At 65.4% G+C, this 16,820-nt stretch carries 18 protein-coding genes; 14 read left to right on the top strand and 4 right to left on the bottom strand.

The window, feature by feature from the left end:
* Positions 1-87 precede the first annotated feature (87 nt).
* Positions 88-381, top strand: coding sequence for a DUF222 domain-containing protein (locus tag ON32_RS21770; RefSeq protein WP_040792852.1), 294 nt, complete (start codon positions 88-90; stop codon positions 379-381).
* A gap of 212 nt (positions 382-593) precedes the next feature.
* A complete protein-coding gene (gene groL / locus ON32_RS21765; protein ID WP_040792948.1) occupies positions 594-2,219 on the top strand; it encodes a chaperonin GroEL in 1,626 nt (541 codons plus the stop codon).
* A gap of 139 nt (positions 2,220-2,358) precedes the next feature.
* Here groL and ON32_RS21760 read toward each other — a convergent pair whose 3' ends face one another.
* Positions 2,359-3,045: a ZIP family metal transporter gene (locus tag ON32_RS21760; RefSeq protein WP_040792851.1), complete on the bottom strand. Its 687-nt coding sequence runs from the start codon at positions 3,043-3,045 to the stop codon at positions 2,359-2,361.
* A 492-nt stretch (positions 3,046-3,537) separates the two neighbouring features.
* Between ON32_RS21760 and ON32_RS21755 the strand changes: the two genes are divergently transcribed.
* The 4 genes from ON32_RS21755 (at position 3,538) to ON32_RS21740 (ending at position 6,323) form a co-directional block, all read left to right on the top strand.
* Positions 3,538-4,077, top strand: a complete 540-nt coding sequence (locus ON32_RS21755; RefSeq protein ID WP_245551221.1) for a TetR/AcrR family transcriptional regulator — start codon at positions 3,538-3,540, stop codon at positions 4,075-4,077.
* A gap of 100 nt (positions 4,078-4,177) precedes the next feature.
* A complete protein-coding gene (locus ON32_RS21750; RefSeq protein ID WP_040792849.1) occupies positions 4,178-5,038 on the top strand; it encodes an alpha/beta hydrolase family protein in 861 nt (286 codons plus the stop codon).
* Positions 5,039-5,054: 16 nt separating this feature from the next.
* Positions 5,055-5,858, top strand: coding sequence for an MFS transporter (locus ON32_RS21745; RefSeq protein WP_040792848.1), 804 nt, complete (start codon positions 5,055-5,057; stop codon positions 5,856-5,858).
* A gap of 63 nt (positions 5,859-5,921) precedes the next feature.
* Entirely contained in the window at positions 5,922-6,323 is a 402-nt protein-coding gene (locus tag ON32_RS21740) for a hypothetical protein (protein WP_157224283.1), read from the top strand.
* Here the strand turns inward: ON32_RS21740 and ON32_RS21735 are convergent.
* Positions 6,283-8,370 carry a prolyl oligopeptidase family serine peptidase gene (locus ON32_RS21735; protein WP_174361659.1) on the bottom strand — a complete coding sequence of 696 codons (2,088 nt, stop codon included), beginning with the start codon at positions 8,368-8,370 and terminating at the stop codon, positions 6,283-6,285. The two genes, ON32_RS21740 and ON32_RS21735, sit on opposite strands and share 41 nt — an antisense overlap.
* A gap of 160 nt (positions 8,371-8,530) precedes the next feature.
* Between ON32_RS21735 and lpdA the strand changes: the two genes are divergently transcribed.
* Positions 8,531-9,934: a dihydrolipoyl dehydrogenase gene (gene lpdA, locus ON32_RS21730; RefSeq protein WP_040792846.1), complete on the top strand. Its 1,404-nt coding sequence runs from the start codon at positions 8,531-8,533 to the stop codon at positions 9,932-9,934.
* 296 nt (positions 9,935-10,230) lie between these two features.
* Here the strand turns inward: lpdA and ON32_RS21725 are convergent, their stop codons facing one another.
* Both ON32_RS21725 and ON32_RS21720 read right to left on the bottom strand, forming a co-directional pair.
* The gene (locus ON32_RS21725; protein ID WP_040792845.1) at positions 10,231-11,016 is read right to left on the bottom strand and encodes an HAD-IIA family hydrolase; all 786 of its coding nucleotides are present in this window, start codon (positions 11,014-11,016) and stop codon (positions 10,231-10,233) included.
* Between the two features lie 37 nt (positions 11,017-11,053).
* Complete coding sequence (locus ON32_RS21720) at positions 11,054-11,632, bottom strand: TetR/AcrR family transcriptional regulator (protein WP_040792844.1); 579 nt, start codon at positions 11,630-11,632, stop codon at positions 11,054-11,056.
* A gap of 87 nt (positions 11,633-11,719) precedes the next feature.
* Here ON32_RS21720 and ON32_RS21715 point away from each other — a divergent pair, with 87 nt between their 5' ends.
* From ON32_RS21715 to ON32_RS21685, 7 genes are all read left to right on the top strand, one after another.
* Entirely contained in the window at positions 11,720-12,682 is a 963-nt protein-coding gene (locus ON32_RS21715) for an aldo/keto reductase (protein ID WP_040792843.1), read from the top strand.
* Between the two features lie 52 nt (positions 12,683-12,734).
* Positions 12,735-13,577, top strand: coding sequence for a patatin-like phospholipase family protein (locus tag ON32_RS21710; RefSeq protein WP_040792842.1), 843 nt, complete (start codon positions 12,735-12,737; stop codon positions 13,575-13,577).
* 11 nt (positions 13,578-13,588) lie between these two features.
* Positions 13,589-14,284 carry a polysaccharide deacetylase family protein gene (locus tag ON32_RS21705; RefSeq protein WP_040792841.1) on the top strand — a complete coding sequence of 232 codons (696 nt, stop codon included), beginning with the start codon at positions 13,589-13,591 and terminating at the stop codon, positions 14,282-14,284.
* 119 nt (positions 14,285-14,403) lie between these two features.
* Entirely contained in the window at positions 14,404-14,949 is a 546-nt protein-coding gene (locus ON32_RS21700) for a carboxymuconolactone decarboxylase family protein (protein WP_040792840.1), read from the top strand.
* Positions 14,950-15,113: 164 nt separating this feature from the next.
* On the top strand, positions 15,114-15,491 hold the full coding sequence (locus ON32_RS21695) for a VOC family protein (RefSeq protein WP_040792839.1): 378 nt from the start codon (positions 15,114-15,116) through the stop codon (positions 15,489-15,491).
* Between the two features lie 77 nt (positions 15,492-15,568).
* Positions 15,569-16,225, top strand: a complete 657-nt coding sequence (locus tag ON32_RS21690) for an SRPBCC family protein (RefSeq protein WP_040792838.1) — start codon at positions 15,569-15,571, stop codon at positions 16,223-16,225.
* Positions 16,225-16,635, top strand: coding sequence for an ArsR/SmtB family transcription factor (locus ON32_RS21685; RefSeq protein WP_040792837.1), 411 nt, complete (start codon positions 16,225-16,227; stop codon positions 16,633-16,635). The genes ON32_RS21690 and ON32_RS21685 overlap by 1 nt, the downstream gene beginning before the upstream one ends.
* Positions 16,636-16,820: the final 185 nt, after the last annotated feature.

Genomic DNA, 16,820 nt, shown 5'->3' with positions numbered 1-16,820 from the left:
AGGCGGGTGGGGCGGGATGTGTCGAAACGTCTCGCCCTTCCCCGGTGGTGCGCGCATTCGCGCCGCGGTGACCGGTAATCTATAGCAATGGCGGATGACACGGACTCCGACCTGGTGGCGGGGGAGCGCCGGGAGGATCTGCTGCGCGCGCTGTCGTATGTGTCGACGGAATCGCGGGCCGATGGGAGCTATGTCGTCAACGGGGATCTGCCCCCGGAAGTGGCTCCCCCCTTCATCCGGGCCATTATGCGAGTGGAAGCGGAGCTGTTGCTGCACGACGCCGAGTTCGTCACCGTGGAGGAAGGGGAACCGCGGACCCCGGAGGAACGTCGCGCCGATGCCTTTCTGGCCTTGGCTCTGCGGGTCACCGACGTGCTGTAGCGCGGGACGGTTACCTTGCACTCGCACCCCCCGAGTGCTAATAATGGCTTTGGCACTCTCGACCCGTGAGTGCTAGGTCGGGACGGTGAGATCGGGCACACGACACCCCGGTCGTCCGTCGCGGGCACCGAGCCTGGCCAAGCGAACCTGGGGTGACCCGACAAGGCGGTCACTCTATGTGTCAGCCTCATTACTTGGAGGATCTCACCGCAATGGCCAAGACAATTGCGTACGACGAAGAGGCCCGTCGCGGCCTCGAGCGGGGTCTGAACAGCCTCGCCGACGCGGTCAAGGTGACGCTGGGCCCGAAGGGTCGCAACGTCGTTCTGGAGAAGAAGTGGGGCGCCCCCACGATCACCAACGATGGTGTGTCCATCGCCAAGGAGATCGAGCTCGAGGACCCCTACGAGAAGATCGGCGCCGAGCTGGTCAAGGAAGTCGCCAAGAAGACCGACGATGTCGCGGGCGACGGCACCACCACCGCCACCGTGCTCGCCCAGGCGCTGGTGCGCGAGGGCTTGCGCAATGTCGCGGCCGGCGCGAACCCGCTGGGCCTGAAGCGCGGTATCGAGAAGGCCGTCGAGGCCGTCACCGCCAAGCTGCTCGACACCGCCAAGGAAGTCGAGACCAAGGAGCAGATCGCCGCCACCGCCGGTATCTCCGCGGGCGACCCGTCCATCGGTGAGCTGATCGCCGAGGCCATGGACAAGGTCGGCAAGGAAGGCGTCATCACCGTCGAGGAAAGCAACACCTTCGGCCTGCAGCTGGAGCTCACCGAGGGTATGCGCTTCGACAAGGGCTACATCTCGGGTTACTTCGTCACCGACCCGGAGCGTCAGGAAGCGGTCCTCGAGGACCCCTACATCCTGCTGGTCGGCTCGAAGGTCTCCACCGTCAAGGATCTGCTGCCGCTGCTGGAGAAGGTCATCCAGGCCGGTAAGCCGCTGCTGATCATCGCCGAGGACGTCGAGGGCGAGGCCCTGTCGACCCTGGTCGTGAACAAGATCCGCGGCACCTTCAAGTCCGTCGCCGTCAAGGCCCCGGGCTTCGGTGACCGCCGCAAGGCCATGCTGGCCGATATCGCCATCCTGACCGGTGGCGAGGTCATCAGCGAAGAGGTCGGTCTCACCCTGGAGAACGCCGGCCTCGAACTGCTCGGCCAGGCCCGCAAGGTCGTCGTCACCAAGGACGAGACCACCATCGTCGAGGGCGCGGGCGACGCGGAGGCCATCAAGGGTCGGGTCGCGCAGATCCGTACCGAGATCGAGAACTCCGACTCCGACTACGACCGCGAGAAGCTGCAGGAGCGGCTGGCCAAGCTGGCCGGCGGTGTCGCCGTCATCAAGGCGGGTGCGGCCACCGAGGTCGAGCTCAAGGAGCGCAAGCACCGCATCGAGGACGCCGTCCGCAACGCCAAGGCCGCCGTCGAGGAGGGCATTGTCGCCGGTGGTGGCGTGGCCCTGCTGCAGTCGGCCCCGGCGCTGGACGAGCTGAAGCTGGAAGGTGACGAGGCCACCGGCGCGAACATCGTGAAGGTCGCCCTGTCGGCTCCGCTGAAGCAGATCGCCTTCAACGCCGGCCTCGAGCCCGGCGTGGTCGCCGAGAAGGTCGCCGGCCTGTCCGCCGGCCACGGCCTGAACGCCGATTCCGGCGAGTACGAGGACCTGCTGGCCGCCGGCGTTGCCGACCCGGTCAAGGTCACCCGCTCGGCCCTGCAGAACGCGGCCTCCATCGCGGCCCTGTTCCTGACCACCGAGGCCGTCGTCGCCGACAAGCCGGAGAAGAACAACGCTCCGGCCGCCGACCCGACGGGCGGCATGGGCGGCATGGACTTCTGAGTCCTGCTTCCCGGCAACACCTTTCGAACCGAAGGCCGGTCCACCCTCCGCGGTGGACCGGCCTTCGGGCATTTCGGGGTCGCGATGTCCGAGTGCCGAACGCGGCTCGTTCACGCCTGTATGTCCGCGACCGCCTCTACTATCGGCCGAGTAGGAAGGCCACGAGGAAACCGGCGGCCGTCGCCATGCCGACCCACCACCCGCCCTCTCGATACGCCTCGGGCATAAGGGAGTCGGCGAGTACCGCTATGGTGGCGCCCCCGGCGAACGCTTGTACGACGCCGTCGGCGTTGGCGGACAAGTGATTCGACAGCGCCTGGCTTCCGACGGTGACGAGGACCAGAATCGTGCCCGTCAGGGCCCAGAGGCCAAAGGCCGCGGTGGGTTCGAAACCATGTTGCCGGCGCATCAACGCGGATCCGCTGATCGCTTCGGGGGTATTGCCGACGGCGATGGCCACCAAGAGGGTGATCCCGCCCGCTCCGAGTCCGACTCCGAGCGCACTGTTCTCCGGTACCCCATCGAGCACGGTGCCGAGCATGAGGGCCCAGCCCACCGCCCCCGGACCGATCTTGCGTTCGATGAACAGATCCGCGCCGACATAGACACCGGCACCGGCGAGTAGCGCCGTTCCCGCGACCATCGGGCCGGTCTGCACGAACGACGGTTCGAACAGTTCGTTCGATACCGCGGCGATCATGGCGCCCGCGCCGAAGGCCATCAGGGAGGCGAGCAAGGGCGCGGGTAGTGTCCATCGCAATCCGATGGCCGCGCCGATCAACAGCGGGATCGCGGTGCCCAGTCCGTAGAACAGCGCGGTGACCATGGCGTCACCCTAGAGCGCCATGGCACCGAAGTCCGTGGGGGCGCACCGAAGCCACGGCGTCCGTGCCGAGATTTCTTGTCGGGATATCGGAGTCGCGCGGATGTGTAACGCTCGCCGCGCTCACACGTATAGCAGAGATGGGCGAGGACAACGGATGGTCGTCCGGCTCTCGGATCGCCATACGGCACGGGCAATTTCATACATTGCAATACGAAAATTATTCTAGTATTTCCCTTTAAAATAAGATGTATCGCCGCGATGACCTGTATGGTCGCGATGGTACGAATACAGCGGTTTCGATGCGCGCAGCCGTTTTCGGTTGGGGCGCGGGGCTTGTCGCTGCCCGGACCGGCCCGATCGGTGATGCGAGGATCGGGCGGTTCTGTATTGTTTGCGTCGATGTCACAGGATGTGAATTCGGGGCGGAAGTATGCCGGACAGCCCATAGAAGACCGGCAACGGCAAAGGCGTGCGCGTTTTTTGGAGTCCGGGTTGACGGTTTTCGCCCGAGACGGTTATGCCAATAGCTCGGTCGGCGCTATCTGCAAGGACGCGGGACTCTCCTCGCGGCAGTTCTACGAGGAGTTCACCGGGCGGGAGTCGTTACTGCTGGAACTGTTCGATCTGATCGATCGCGAGTCCCGCTCCGCGGTGCTGGCCGCACTCGACGAACACGCCGGAGCGAGCGCTCGCGAGAACATCACCGCCGCGGTACGTGCCTATATGCAGTCCATCGGAACCGATCCACGCCGGGCGCGGGTCGCATTGGTCGAGGTGGTCGGCGCAGGCCCCAAGGTGGAGAAGAAGCGCCTGGAATCACGCCGGGAATGGGGGATGCTGCTCACCGGCACCGTCGAGGACGCGGCGAAACAGGGTGCGCTTCCCCCCGGCGACTACGACCTGCGGGCAATGGCCGTAATCGGTGCGATCAATCATGTGCTCGACGAATGGAGCGGCACCCAACCGCGCCGCCCGATGGAAGAGGTCATCGAGGTGCTCAGTCGGGTGATCATGGGCGCGGTCGCGGCCTGACGGCACCCCGGGCCGACGAATCGATCGGACGTGTTCGTGCCGACACTCCGCTCGATTCGGCGTCGTTCGATACCCCACGAGGCGCATTAGGCTGGGTGCGGTGGAAACGGTACCGATCCAGATGCCCGACGGCAGCACCGTCCCGGTGCGGCTGATTCCGGCCTCGGGCGCGCACCGACACTCGGTCACCCTCGATGCGCCGCGTCCCGTCGTGGTGGTGGTTCCCGGTCTGGGCGTACCCGCCGAGTACTACCTGTACTTCGCCCGTGAGCTGGCAAAACGTGGTTTCGACGTGGCGATCGGTGAACTGCGCGGCAATGGCGACAGCACCCCCAAACCGGATGCCACCAGCAGCTACGGTTACCACGAGCTGGTATCGGTGGACTTCCCCGCGATCTTCGAGGTGGTGCGGACCCGATTCCCCGACAGCACCCCCTATCTGCTGGGCCACAGTCTGGGCGGTCAGCTCGCCGTCATGTATGCCGCCCGAATCCGCGGCCGACTCGGCGGGATCATCCTGATCGCCTCCGGCACACCGTATTACCGCGGCTATCGCGGGCTCATTCGTCCCGGCATGCTGGTCGGTACCGCCGCGGTCTCCTTGACCGCCAATCTCGCCGGCGTCTGGCCCGGCGATCGACTCGGTCCGGCCGGTTTCGGACGGCAGTCCAAGGTACTCATCTCCGACTGGGCGCGGTTGGCCCGTACCGGGCGTTTCGTCCCGGTGGGTGCCGATATCGACTACGAGGAACGCATCGCGCGCCTGAAGTTGCCCGTGCTGTCCATCACCATGTCCGGCGACGAGCTCACCCCACAGTCCTCTGCTCGGCATCTATTGGAAAAGTTGCCCCACGCGGAAATAACCACTTGGCACGCACCCGGGAACCTCGGCCACAATGGCTGGATTCAAGATCCGAGCAGCACCGTCGACCGCATCGAGAAGTGGTTGCGCGACCGCTGAACCATCGTCGCGCGGGATGGGAGCCATCCGAGCCATCTTCGCCACCGCCGCCGAGCCGTTGCGGGGCCGTGCCTTCCGCGGGATCTGTATCGGCAGCGCGTGCTCCGCCCTGACCGATGGCATCATCCCCGTCGCGTTTGCGATGTATTCGGTGCAGCGATTCGGCGGATCCGGCGCCTTGTCGCTGGTGTTGGTGAGTTTGTGGGCGGGGCGTTTTCTGTGTGTTCCCCTGGCAGGGGCGGTGGCATCGCGATACGACAGGTTCGCGGTCATGATCGGGGCGGACCTGACGCGAATCGGGGCGCAGGCCGGATTGGCGCTGTTTTCCGTGGTGGTCGGCAATTCGTTGACGGCCATGGCGGTGTCGGCCGCCGGGTACGGGATCGCCACGGCGTTCTACGGTCCGGCGGCGACGGCGATATTGCCGGATGTGGTGCCCGCGCGGCAGCTGCGTACGGCCAACGCCATTCTGGCCATCATCTTGGACACCAGTGTTCTGCTCGGCCCGCCGACAGCGGTGATTCTGCTCGGGAAATTGGGATTCGTCGGGATTCTCCTGCTCGATTCGGCAACCTTCGGGCCGAATATTCTCGCACTGGTTCATGCCCGTCGGGCATGGGTGGAAAACCTCGGTACACCGACCGGAGAAAAACCCGATGGCGTATCCGATGATTACGGGTCGTTTCGTGCGGTCGTCACCCGCGAACCCTGGCTCGGTTGGTCGGTTGGATTATGGTTCACGATTTCGTTCGTCATCGGAATGGTGGCGGTGGCGGGGCCGACACTCACGGTGGGTGCGAACGGGGGCGCCGGACTGTGAGCGGTACTGGCGGCGGGAATGGCGGCGGCAAGTTCGACCGGTTCTCTATCGATGGTCGCGGGTTTGCGCAGATTCGGTTGGCGATTGGCCGCCATGGCCGTGACCGGTGCCGTCGCATGTGAAGCCGGGGCGATCGCCGGCTATTCCGACCGAACCGTCCTCGGCCCGACCATTCTGTTCGTGGGGTGCGTGACGGCCGGTTGCGCCATATCGGCCGCCGGAGTCGTCTGGCAGACGCTCGTTCAGGAGCGGTTGTCGACGGCTGCCCTGGCCCGGTTCACCTCCGTCGAGGGGGTCGTCACCGCGGTGGGGGTGTCCATCGGCATGACCGCCACCGGGTTGGCATTCGATTCGGTGGGCGCCGAATGCGTGGCCGTGGTGGCGGTGGCCGCATTGCTCGTCTTCGCGTTACCCCTCGGGTACCTCACTCCGTCGACGGGCGATTCTCGATCAGCATCTGGGTGAAGAACTCGTAGACAAGCGCCGCCTGGAACGCCGCCTGTTTGTTGTCGGCGGCGCCGCCGTGCCCGCCCTCGATGTTCTCGTGGTACCAGACAGGGTGCCCCTGCTCCTCCAGCAGCGCGGCCATCTTGCGGGCATGGCCGGGATGGACGCGGTCGTCGCGGGTGGAGGTGGTCAACAGTATCGGCGGATATCCGGCGCCCGCGCCGGTCTCCATCGCACGCTGATAGGGGGAGTATTTACCGATGTACTCCCACTCTTCGGGGTTGTCCGGGTCACCGTATTCCGCCATCCAGGACGCACCCGCCAACAACAGGTGGTAGCGGCGCATATCCAGTAGCGGCACCTGACAGACGATGGCACCGAACAGCTCCGGGTAGCGGGTCAGCATGACCCCCATCAACAACCCGCCGTTACTACCGCCGACCGCCCCCAACTGCGCGGCGGTGGTTATACCGCGGTCGACGAGGTCGCGGGCGACGGAGGAGAAATCCTCGTAGACCTTGTACCGGTTGGCCTTCTGCACCGAGGTGTGCCATTGCGGACCGTATTCGCCACCGCCGCGGATATTGGCCATCACCCAGGTGCCGCCCCGCTCCAGCCACCCCATACCGGATGCACCGCTGTAGGCGGGGGTGCGCGAAACCTCGAAACCGCCGTACCCGGACATGACGGTCGGTCCGGCTGCGCCATGATGATCCCGGTGGCGGACCACGAAATACGGGATCATGGTGCCGTCGTCGGAGCGAGCGAAGAACTGTTCGGTCTCGACCTCCTCCGCGTCGAAGAAGTGCGGTTCCTGTTTCAACCGGGTCAGCGGCGATCCCACCGTGCCGGAGAGCAAGGTCGTCGGAGTGGTGAAACCGCTGGTGGCGAGCATGAAATCATCGCCTCCGTCGAGCGGGTCGAGATTCAGCAGGCCGGTGGTGGCCATAGCTGGGGTGTCGGCCAGTGGTTCGGTCCGCCAGCTGCCGGTGCCCGGTTCCCCCGGCGGGGTGAGGACATACAGTTTGGTCTGCACGTCCTCCAAGGTGACCAGCAGCAGGTGGTTCTCGGTCCAGCCGTATCCGTGCAGCGAGGTGTGATCGTCCGGGGCGAACAGAACCTCGAATTTTCTTTCCCCGGCCAGGAATTCGGGAAAATCGGTGGCCAGCAGAGCTCCGGCCGGGTATGTGGTGCCCCCGACCTCCCATGGTGATTTCAACCGAACCAGTAGCCAGTCCTTGTACCAGGATTTTCCGGCGTCGGAGGGGATATCGAGGTGGGTCCGCGAGCCGTCTTCACCGAGGAGATACACCTCCTCGTTGAAGAAGTCGGTGGCCCGGCCGACGTAATGTCGCTCGTAGCCCGGTGTCCGGTCGTAGCCCGCGGATACCGCGACATCCTCGGTTTCGCCTTCGAATACCGTTTCCGCCTCGGCGAGCGCCGTGCCGCGCCGCCAGCGCTTGGCAATACGCGGATATCCGGAATCGGTCAGCGAACCGGGCCCGAAATCCGTGCCCACATACACGGAATCGATATCGATCCACCCGATCTCGGATTTCGCCTCCGGCAGAAAGAAACCCCCGGCCTCGGGTGTTATGAACTCATGCTTCTCGATATCGAATTCACGTACCACTTTGGCGTCCGCGCCGCCCCGGGACAAGCTGATCAGTGCCCGGGTCTGTTCGGGACGCAGCACATACGCCCCACCCCATACCCAGTTCTCTTCCTCGGCCGCGGCCACCGCATCCAGGTCGATCAGCACCTCCCACTCCGGCGTCGGACGGGTGTATTCGGCGAATGTGGTGCGCCGCCAGAGTCCGCGCGGGTGGGCGGCGTCGCGCCAGAAGTTGTACAGCCACGGTCCGCGCCTGCCCGGGAGAGGGATTTTGGCATCGGTATCGAGCATCTCCAGGATGCGGCCGCGCAATGTCTCGAACCGGTCGTTGGTGGCGAACCGCTGCACCACCACCTCGTTGTGTGCCCGAGCGAAGTCCAGCGCCCGATCGCCGGTGACGTCCTCCAGCCAGAGGTAGGGATCGGTCACGCTCTCCTCGATACCGTTCATGGGCACATTGTCGCCCAACCGTGGACTTGTCGCCCGTGGTGGCCGCCGCCGGCCGGACTCGGCCATGCCCCACGGACCGCCGGAAGGGCGGTCCCGGGTGACCCGCCGGTAGGAGCAGCCGGATGAATCGGGCCGGACCGGCGGAGTTACGCTCGACACCGTGACTTCCCACTACGATGTCGTCGTTCTCGGGGCTGGTCCCGGCGGTTACGTCGCCGCGATCCGCGCCGCTCAACTCGGCCTGCGAACAGCTATTGTCGAGCAGAAATACTGGGGAGGCGTATGCCTGAACGTGGGCTGCATCCCCTCCAAGGCCCTGCTGCGCAATGCGGAGCTGGCCCATATCTTCACCAAGGAAGCGAAGACGTTCGGTATCACCGGTGAGGCGTCCTTCGACTTCGGCGCGGCATTCGACCGCAGTCGTAAGGTCGCGGACGGCCGGGTGAAGGGCGTCCACTTCCTGATGAAGAAGAACAAGATCACCGAATACGACGGCAAGGGGACGTTCACCGGCCCCAACAGCATCTCGGTGGAGCTCACCAAGGGCGGCACCGAATCGATCACCTTCGACAACGTGATCATTGCGACCGGCACCGTCACCAAGCTGCTGCCGGGCACCTCGCTCAGCACCAATGTGGTCACCTACGAGGAGCAGATCCTCACCCGCGACCTGCCCGGTTCCATCCTGATCGTCGGCGCGGGCGCCATCGGCATGGAGTTCGGGTACGTACTGCGCAACTACGGCGTGGACGTGCGGATCGTGGAGTTCCTGGACCGGGCGCTGCCCAACGAGGACGCCGATGTGTCCAAGGAGATCACCAAGGCCTACAAGAAGCTCGGCATCACCATCACCACCGGTGCCGCCGTGCAGTCCATCGATGACGACGGTTCCAAGGTCACTGTCAGTATCAAGGACAACAAGACGGGCGCGCTGGAAACCGTCACCGTCGACAAGGTGCTGCAGGCCGTGGGCTTCGCGCCGCGGGTGGAGGGCTACGGCCTGGAGAACACCGGTGTCGCCCTGACCGAACGCGGCGCCATCGCCATCGACGACCACATGCGCACCAATGTGCCGCATATCTACGCCATCGGTGATGTCACCGCGAAGCTACAGCTCGCGCATGTCGCCGAGGCGCAGGGCGTGGTCGCCGCCGAGACCATCGCCGGCGCGGAGACCCTGACGCTGGGCGATTACCGGATGATGCCGCGCGCCACCTTCTGCCAACCGCAGGTGGCCAGCTTCGGTCTCACCGAGCAGCAGGCCCGCGACGAGGGTTACGACGTGAAGGTCGCGACCTTCCCGTTCACCGCCAACGGCAAGGCGCACGGCCTGGGCGACGCCACCGGTTTCGTCAAGCTCATCTCCGACAACACCCACGGTGAACTCATCGGCGGCCACCTCATCGGTCCCGATGTGTCCGAGCTGCTGCCCGAGCTCACCCTGGCGCAGAAGTGGGACCTCACCGTCAACGAGCTGGCCCGCAATGTGCACACCCACCCGACCTTGAGCGAGGCCCTGCAAGAGGCCATCCACGGCCTGGCCGGGCACATGATCAACTTCTGATCCGGTTCTCTCTCCACGGTCCGGCGCGGTGGACATCCACCGCGCCGGACCGTGTTCGTTTCCGCATCGGTCGGTCACGGTTCCCGAGGTTGCCGGCGACAATTACCTCGACCTTGCGAGAACTCGGCGATATCACCGTGCAGGATCCGATCCTCCACAACGAGGTGACCGCGGACGGGCTGCGGCCGTCCATCACCGTCCACTACAGCAGATCCGATCGGGCGGCCGGGGCGGGGCCGAGGCCGGTTCGCTTCGGAAGGGGAACCGGCCGCCGCCGAGAGCTCGAGTTATGGGGTTCAGCCATTTCGGGACAGTAGAGCGGGCAGGTCGGCCACGGAATCGATGATGTGGTCGGGGTGGACCGGCCGCGCCGAGGCGAGCACCGCGGGGTGGAACTTGCCGGTTCGTACCAGTACCCCGACCATGCCGACGGCCTGCGCGGCCAGCACATCCGAGTGCAGATCGTCTCCGATCATCACCACGTTCTCCGGCGCCAGATCCATCATCGCCGCGCAGGTGCGGAATCCGGTTTCCGACGGTTTGCCGACCACCGTGATCTCCGCGTGGCCCGCGGCCCGGAGACCGGGCAGATAGGCGCCCGTATCGATTCGCAATCCGTCGGCAGTGGCCCAGGTCAGACCACCCTGCATGGCCACTACCGGGACGCCGTCCAGCATCAGCTCCACCACCCGACTCAGCGCGCGATGGGTGAACTCCTCGCCCGCGCCGCCGAGGACCACCACCTCCGGGTCGGTATCCACCAGCCGCAGTTCGGCCAGATCGACGGCGATATCGCCGTGATTGAGCACCCATACCCGAGCGTCGGGATGGGTGCGCCGGAGGTATTCGACGGTCAGTCGGGCCGCGGTGACGATTTCGTCCGGGGCGACCTCGATACCTGCCGCGCACAGTCGCTCGGCGATCTCGGCGCGGGTGCGTGAGGTGGTATTGGTGAGGAAAGCACGCCGTAAACCGTCTTCGGAAATACGTCGAACCGCCTCGGCCGCCCCGGGGATTTCCTGCCAGGAGCGCACCAGGACCCCGTCGATGTCGTAGAGCACCCCGCCCGTTCGACCGGTCATACCCCCACTGTAACGAGGGTGCGGATGGTCGGTTCCGCTATTCCGTGCCGCGGGCGGCCGGATCGGTTGCGCCGTCGAGGAACACGGTGACCACCGCGGAACTGGCCTGCTCTATTCCGCTCTCACCGCGCAGCACCATGAGCAGTCCTTTTTCCAGTAGACCGGTGAACATTTCGAACAGCGCATCGACGGCCAGGTCGGTGCGCAGGGCGCCGTCGGTGACGCCTCGGGTGATCAGCTCCCGGACCGGCCGATCCAATCGTTGTTTCAGATCCGCGTCCTTGTCCGGCAGCCGGATGCCGGGTTGTAGGAGGGCGGCGTATTTGCTGCCGGCGGTGAGGAAACCGCGGGTGAGCCGGGCTATGGCGGTGGGAACCGGAACGGTGTCGAGTTCGGCGTCGGCGATTCGGATCAGCAGCTCGTCACCCGCGGCGGTGGTAAGCCCGGTCAGGAGCGCTTCGCGGTTGGGGAAGTAGCGGTAGAGCGTCGCGCGGCCCACGCCGGCCGCTTCGGCGATCTCGGCCATGCTCGCGGTGCCGCGGGTGGCCAGGACATCGGCGGCCGCGGCGAGGATCGCGGCTTCGATGTGATCGCGAAGAGCGGCACGTTTGACCATGGCGGAAGCCTACAGCCCACACTCGTAAATTGACGGCCACATCTCTATATGAGACATTAATGTCTCATATAGAGATAGGAGTGAACAATGGTCGTCAAGCGGAGGCTGGGGTCATCGGATATCGAGATCCCCCCCATCGGGTTGGGGTGTATGCAGTTCGCGGGTGAGGGCGTGGTGGCGCAGTTCTATCGCGCGCTCGATCCCGGCACGATCGAAACCATCGTCAAGACCGCCGTGGACGGTGGTATCAACTGGTTCGATACCGCCGAGATGTACGGCGGTGGGTACTCGGAAAGAGCCCTGACCACATCGTTGCGCGCGGTCGGAATCAACCCCGGCGATGTCGCGATCGCCACCAAATGGGCGCCGCTGGGCCGGACGGCGGGCAATATCGGCCGTACCGTGGAAAAAAGACTCGCCGCGCTCCAAGGTTTTCCGATCGACCTCTATCAGATTCACGAACCGCGCGGCAGTTTCTCGTCGATCGCCCGTCAGATGCGGGCGATGGCGGATGTGCAGAAGTCGGGCAAGATCGCGAATATCGGCGTGAGCAATTTCTCGGCACGACAGATGGAGCGGGCCGACCGGATACTCCGGGAACATGGGCTGCGGTTGATATCGAACCAGGTGCAGATCAGTCTGCTGCACCGCAGAATCGAGGACAACGGAGTCCTGGAAACCGCCCGCCGGCTCGGGGTCACCCTGATCGCCTATTCGCCGTTGAAATCGGGGCTGCTCACCGGGAAATTCCACGAATCGACCGAACTGCTCGACACGGTGCGCCCGATCCGCAAGACCTTGGGTCGATTCACCGAGCGCACCCTGGTCCGGACCGCGCCACTGATCGACGAACTGCGCGCGATCGCGCATGCCCATGGGGCTACTCCCGGTCAGGTCGCATTGTCCTGGCTGATCGGTTACTACGGCGATACGGTCGTGGCCATACCCGGCGCGTCCGCACCACGGCATGCCGAAGAGAGCGGCGATGCCATGGACCTGGCGCTGAGCCCCACCGAGATATCCCGTCTGGACGCGCTGTCCAAGCGGTGACCCCGCTTCTTCCCGCCACCCGACCGAGGAGTGGATTCGTTAGTCTGGCCGCATGTCCGATGCATTGCTGCCCGACTCGCCCCGAACCGCGCTCGTTCTGGGTGGGGGCGGTCCGGTCGGTATCGCCTGGTTGGCCGGGTTGGCGGTCGGACTGCGGGATGCCGGTATCGATCTTTCGGCGGCCGATCGGATTGTCGGCACCTCTGCCGGAGCGGTTGTCGGCGCGGTATTGGCCGGAGGCGGGGATCTGAATCGGCTCCTGACCCCGCAACCCTCGGACTCACTACCCGTAGCGCGTGAATTCGGTCCGCTGCTGGAGATAGCGGGGCTGCTTCGCACTCGTGGGCCGGAGCGGGAGCAAGCGATTCGCCGGGCCGCCGAACTGGCGATATCGACAGCGACCGGTGACCAGGAGGCGCATATCGACCGAATCGGCTCCCTGATCGGGTTCGCGGACTGGCCCGACCATGATCTGGTGGTCACCTCGGTCGATCTCTCCACGGGTGAGCTGCACCCCTGGACCCGTGACGGTGGCGCATCGCTGGTTCGGGCCGTGGCCTCCAGTACGTCCGTGCCGGGTGTGTTTCCGCCGATTCTGATCGACGGGCGTCACTACGTCGACGGGGGTGTGCGCTCGTCGATCAATGCCGATCTCGCCGCGGACGCCGAGACGGTGGTGATCCTCGAGCCACTGGCGCATCTTTTCCCGCGGACCCGCGCCGATCGCGAACTCGGCTCGGCCCGCGTGATATCCATCGTGCCCGATGCCGGCGCGATCACCGCTTTCGGCGCCGATCTCTTCGCGGGCGCCGCGCTGCTCCCCGCCTACGAGGCCGGGGTGCGCCAGGCCGGCGAAGCGACCACGCAATTGGGAAAAGTGTTGTCGCGCAACTGATACTGGTGGCCATGCGACGATGGATTATCGGTACGGCACTGGGGCTCGTCACGGTTCTGGCGCTGCTGGTCGGTGGGTACCAGCTGATGAACTCGCGAACCTTCCAATTGGCCGGACGACTGGTGAACCGGGTCGAGACCACCGAGAAAGTGGTCGCCTTGACGCTGGACGACGGCCCGAGCGATCGCGCGCCGGAAGTGCTGGACATCCTCGCCGCCGCCGGGGTGCCGGCGACGTTCTATCTCAATGGACGTGACCTGGCCGCCCGTCCGGAACTGGGTGCCGCGATCGCGGCGGCCGGACACGAAATCGGAAACCACACCTATTCGCATCGGCGGATGGTGCTGGTCACGCCGGATACCGTTGCCGACGAGGTGGAGCGCACCGATGCCGAGATCCGCAAAACCGGCTACCAGGGCCCGATAACCTTCCGGCCGCCATACGGGAAGAAGCTGTGGGCGCTTCCCCGTTATCTGGCCGAGCACGATCGGACGACGGTGACCTGGGATGTGGAACCGAACAGCGAAGGGGCGTCGGTGGACGATATCGTCGCCGCCGCGGTCGAGCAGGTGCGTCCCGGATCGATCATTCTGCTGCACGCGATGTATGCCGATGGTGCGGTGTCACGGGAGGCCATTCCGCGGATCGTCGCCGCGCTCAGGGCCGATGGCTATCGATTCGTCACCGTCTCCGAGCTCCTCGGCTGATCCCGTTACGGTGTGCGCGCCGCCGAACCTGGTTCGGTACCGGTAGGTTCGAGATACCGACCGTCATCGCCGGCGGTGCTCGGCGGTTTCGAGAATTTATCGCTGGAGAGGTGGTACCGATGGGTTCGGCGGCGCAACCACGTATTTTCCCTGGTCGACTGCGTGAGCTGGGGCCGTTGAACTGGGTTGTCTGGAAGGTTCTTTCGCGCGTTGCCGGTACCGGGGACGCGCAATTGTTCAGCACGCTCGGTCGCGCCGGCGGGTTGTTTCGCGGCTGGCTGCATTTCTCGGGGAAACTCATGCCGGGTGGCCGGCTGGGCAGGCATGAATCCGAACTCGTGATCCTGCGGGTGGCGCATCTGCGTGGTTGTGCGTACGAGATGGACCATCACATCCGGTTGGGACGTCGAGCCGGGGTCACGCCCGAAATCTTGGACCGGGTGCGTTCCGGACCGGATGCCCCCGGTTGGTCGGACAAACATCGGGCGCTGCTCGGCGCGGTCGACCAACTGGTGCGGACCCGCGATATCGACGATGCCGCCTGGGAGCGTCTGGCCGCTTGGTACGACGAGCGACGGCTGATCGAAATCGTTCTGCTGGTCAATCAGTACGACGGCCTGGCCGCCACCATTACCGCCCTGCGCATTCGCCGCGACGAGTTCTGAGCCCGGGCATCGGTTCGACACAAGCGCCCCATCCGCCGAACCGGTTCGGGACATTTCACCGGACCTCCGGCGCGTCTGTGAAGCAGATCACCGTGCTTGCACCAATAAAACTCTGTACAACGTAGAGCGTACAAAGTACGGAGTTTGACACCACGGGAGATCTCATGCGCATCACCGAATCCGCCATCTCGCTCAATGTCGCCGATCCGCGGGCGTCGGCGCAGTTCGTCATCGATCATCTGGGCTTCACCGAACGGATGTCGGCCGACGGGTTCGTCTCGTTGGCCCGCGAGGACGCCGGGATGAACCTCATCTACCTGCGCACCGGGTTGTCCACCTTCAAACCCGCCAAGGCGGCGGGCAGTGCGGGTGATGGGCTGCTGGTCGTCTTCGTGGTGGACGACATCGATGGCGAATACGAGCGCCTGTGTCGGGCGGGGGTACCGATCATCACGCCCATCGAGACCGAGGAATGGGGGGAACGTTATTTCCAGACGGAAGATCCCAATGGAATAGTCATCCAGCTGGTCCAGTGGGTTTGACCGGGCCCGCGCGCTTCGGGTGGTATCGGGCCGTCCGACCTCTTAATATAAGTTGAAACTTATCAAAGGAGGTTCTCGTGACTCTGCCCGTCGATCCTGTGGTCGCCGCGGGGCTGGTCGCCCGAGAGGTGCGCACCGGCTCCCGCGACGGTGTGCCGACGAAGATCGCCATCGCCCGTCGCAGCTACCCCACCGATCAGGCCGATCTATGGGACGCACTCACCAGCGCCGAACGGATTCCGAGGTGGTTTCTGCCGATCAGCGGCGATTTGCGGGTCGGTGGTCGATACCAGCTCGAGGGCAATGCCAATGGGGTGGTCGAGGAGTGTGACGAACCGAAACGGTTCGCGGTGACCTGGGAAATGGGTCCGATGGTGTCCTGGGTGGAGGTTCGTCTCACACCGGCCGACGACGGCACCGTCCTGGAACTCGTGCACGAGGCGACGGTCGATCCCGAGATGTGGGAACGGTTCGGTCCCGGCGCCGTGGGCGTCGGCTGGGATCTCGCGCTCATCGGACTCGGACTGCACCTGGACAGCGGGGAAGCGGTCGATCCCGCCGCGGGCCTGGAGTTCCCGCACACCCCACAGGGCACGGCATTCATCCGGTTGGCGGCCACGGGATGGGCCGAGGCCGCTATCGGGGACGGCGAGGATCCGGATAGCGCGCGGGCCGCCGGCGAGCGAACCGTGGCGTTCTATACCACCAGGCCCGAGGAGGGCGCCGAGTCCTGATGCCCGGTTCGTCTCCGGTACGGGTCTTCGAGGCCCTCGCCGATCCGGTCCGGCGCGCGATCCTCGAGTTGGTGTCGAGCGGTGAGCAGACCGCGGGTGCATTGGTCGCCGCCGTACAGCAGGATGTGCCGATCACCCAGCCCGCCGTATCCCAGCACCTCAAGGTGCTCCGCGAGGCCGGGCTCGTACGAGTTCGGGTGGAAGGCACTCGTCGTATCTACACCCTCGATCCGGACGGAATCGATAACGCCCGTTACTGGCTCGCCGAGTTGGTGGCGCCGCTGGAACAGTTCACCGGCCCGCTCGAGGCGTTGGCCACCGAAATCGCCCGCGGTAAAAGGGAACGTCGAGCGGCCGATATCGCCCGGGCCGGAGAAAAGCCCACCGATCGAAAACGCCGCCACGCCTGAAACAGGTCGCTTCGGCGCGAGGCCGCCCCCGATGAGCTTCGCGGGCGGTCCTTTTCGACGGGGCACCTCCCCCGAGTGACGTATCGTCGGGGGCGGCGGAAGCAGACCGAGCGGGATTCTCGAACCCGCCCGTATTCTCCAGGAGACTGTCGGGGGCACGTGGTGAGCGCTGAGCTCTGGGCCGC

This window comes from Nocardia paucivorans NBRC 100373 (genome assembly GCF_000308675.1).
Classification (GTDB): Bacteria; Actinomycetota; Actinomycetes; order Mycobacteriales; family Mycobacteriaceae; genus Nocardia; species Nocardia paucivorans.
Note: the sequence above shows the minus strand (reverse complement) of the source record. Positions and strands in the feature narration are given on the sequence as shown.

What these genes read in the sequence shown, in the direction of transcription:
- ON32_RS21770 (WP_040792852.1), top strand. Translation starts at nt 88, where the DNA reads ATGGCGGATGACACGGACTCCGACCTGGTGGCGGGGGAGCGCCGGGAG.
- groL (WP_040792948.1), top strand. Translation starts at nt 594, where the DNA reads ATGGCCAAGACAATTGCGTACGACGAAGAGGCCCGTCGCGGCCTCGAG.
- ON32_RS21760 (WP_040792851.1), bottom strand. Translation starts at nt 3,045, where the DNA reads ATGGTCACCGCGCTGTTCTACGGACTGGGCACCGCGATCCCGCTGTTG.
- ON32_RS21745 (WP_040792848.1), top strand. Translation starts at nt 5,055, where the DNA reads ATGGGAGCCATCCGAGCCATCTTCGCCACCGCCGCCGAGCCGTTGCGG.
- ON32_RS21735 (WP_174361659.1), bottom strand. Translation starts at nt 8,370, where the DNA reads ATGAACGGTATCGAGGAGAGCGTGACCGATCCCTACCTCTGGCTGGAG.
- ON32_RS21725 (WP_040792845.1), bottom strand. Translation starts at nt 11,016, where the DNA reads ATGACCGGTCGAACGGGCGGGGTGCTCTACGACATCGACGGGGTCCTG.
- ON32_RS21720 (WP_040792844.1), bottom strand. Translation starts at nt 11,632, where the DNA reads ATGGTCAAACGTGCCGCTCTTCGCGATCACATCGAAGCCGCGATCCTC.
- ON32_RS21715 (WP_040792843.1), top strand. Translation starts at nt 11,720, where the DNA reads ATGGTCGTCAAGCGGAGGCTGGGGTCATCGGATATCGAGATCCCCCCC.
- ON32_RS21710 (WP_040792842.1), top strand. Translation starts at nt 12,735, where the DNA reads ATGTCCGATGCATTGCTGCCCGACTCGCCCCGAACCGCGCTCGTTCTG.
- ON32_RS21705 (WP_040792841.1), top strand. Translation starts at nt 13,589, where the DNA reads ATGCGACGATGGATTATCGGTACGGCACTGGGGCTCGTCACGGTTCTG.
- ON32_RS21700 (WP_040792840.1), top strand. Translation starts at nt 14,404, where the DNA reads ATGGGTTCGGCGGCGCAACCACGTATTTTCCCTGGTCGACTGCGTGAG.
- ON32_RS21695 (WP_040792839.1), top strand. Translation starts at nt 15,114, where the DNA reads ATGCGCATCACCGAATCCGCCATCTCGCTCAATGTCGCCGATCCGCGG.
- ON32_RS21685 (WP_040792837.1), top strand. Translation starts at nt 16,225, where the DNA reads ATGCCCGGTTCGTCTCCGGTACGGGTCTTCGAGGCCCTCGCCGATCCG.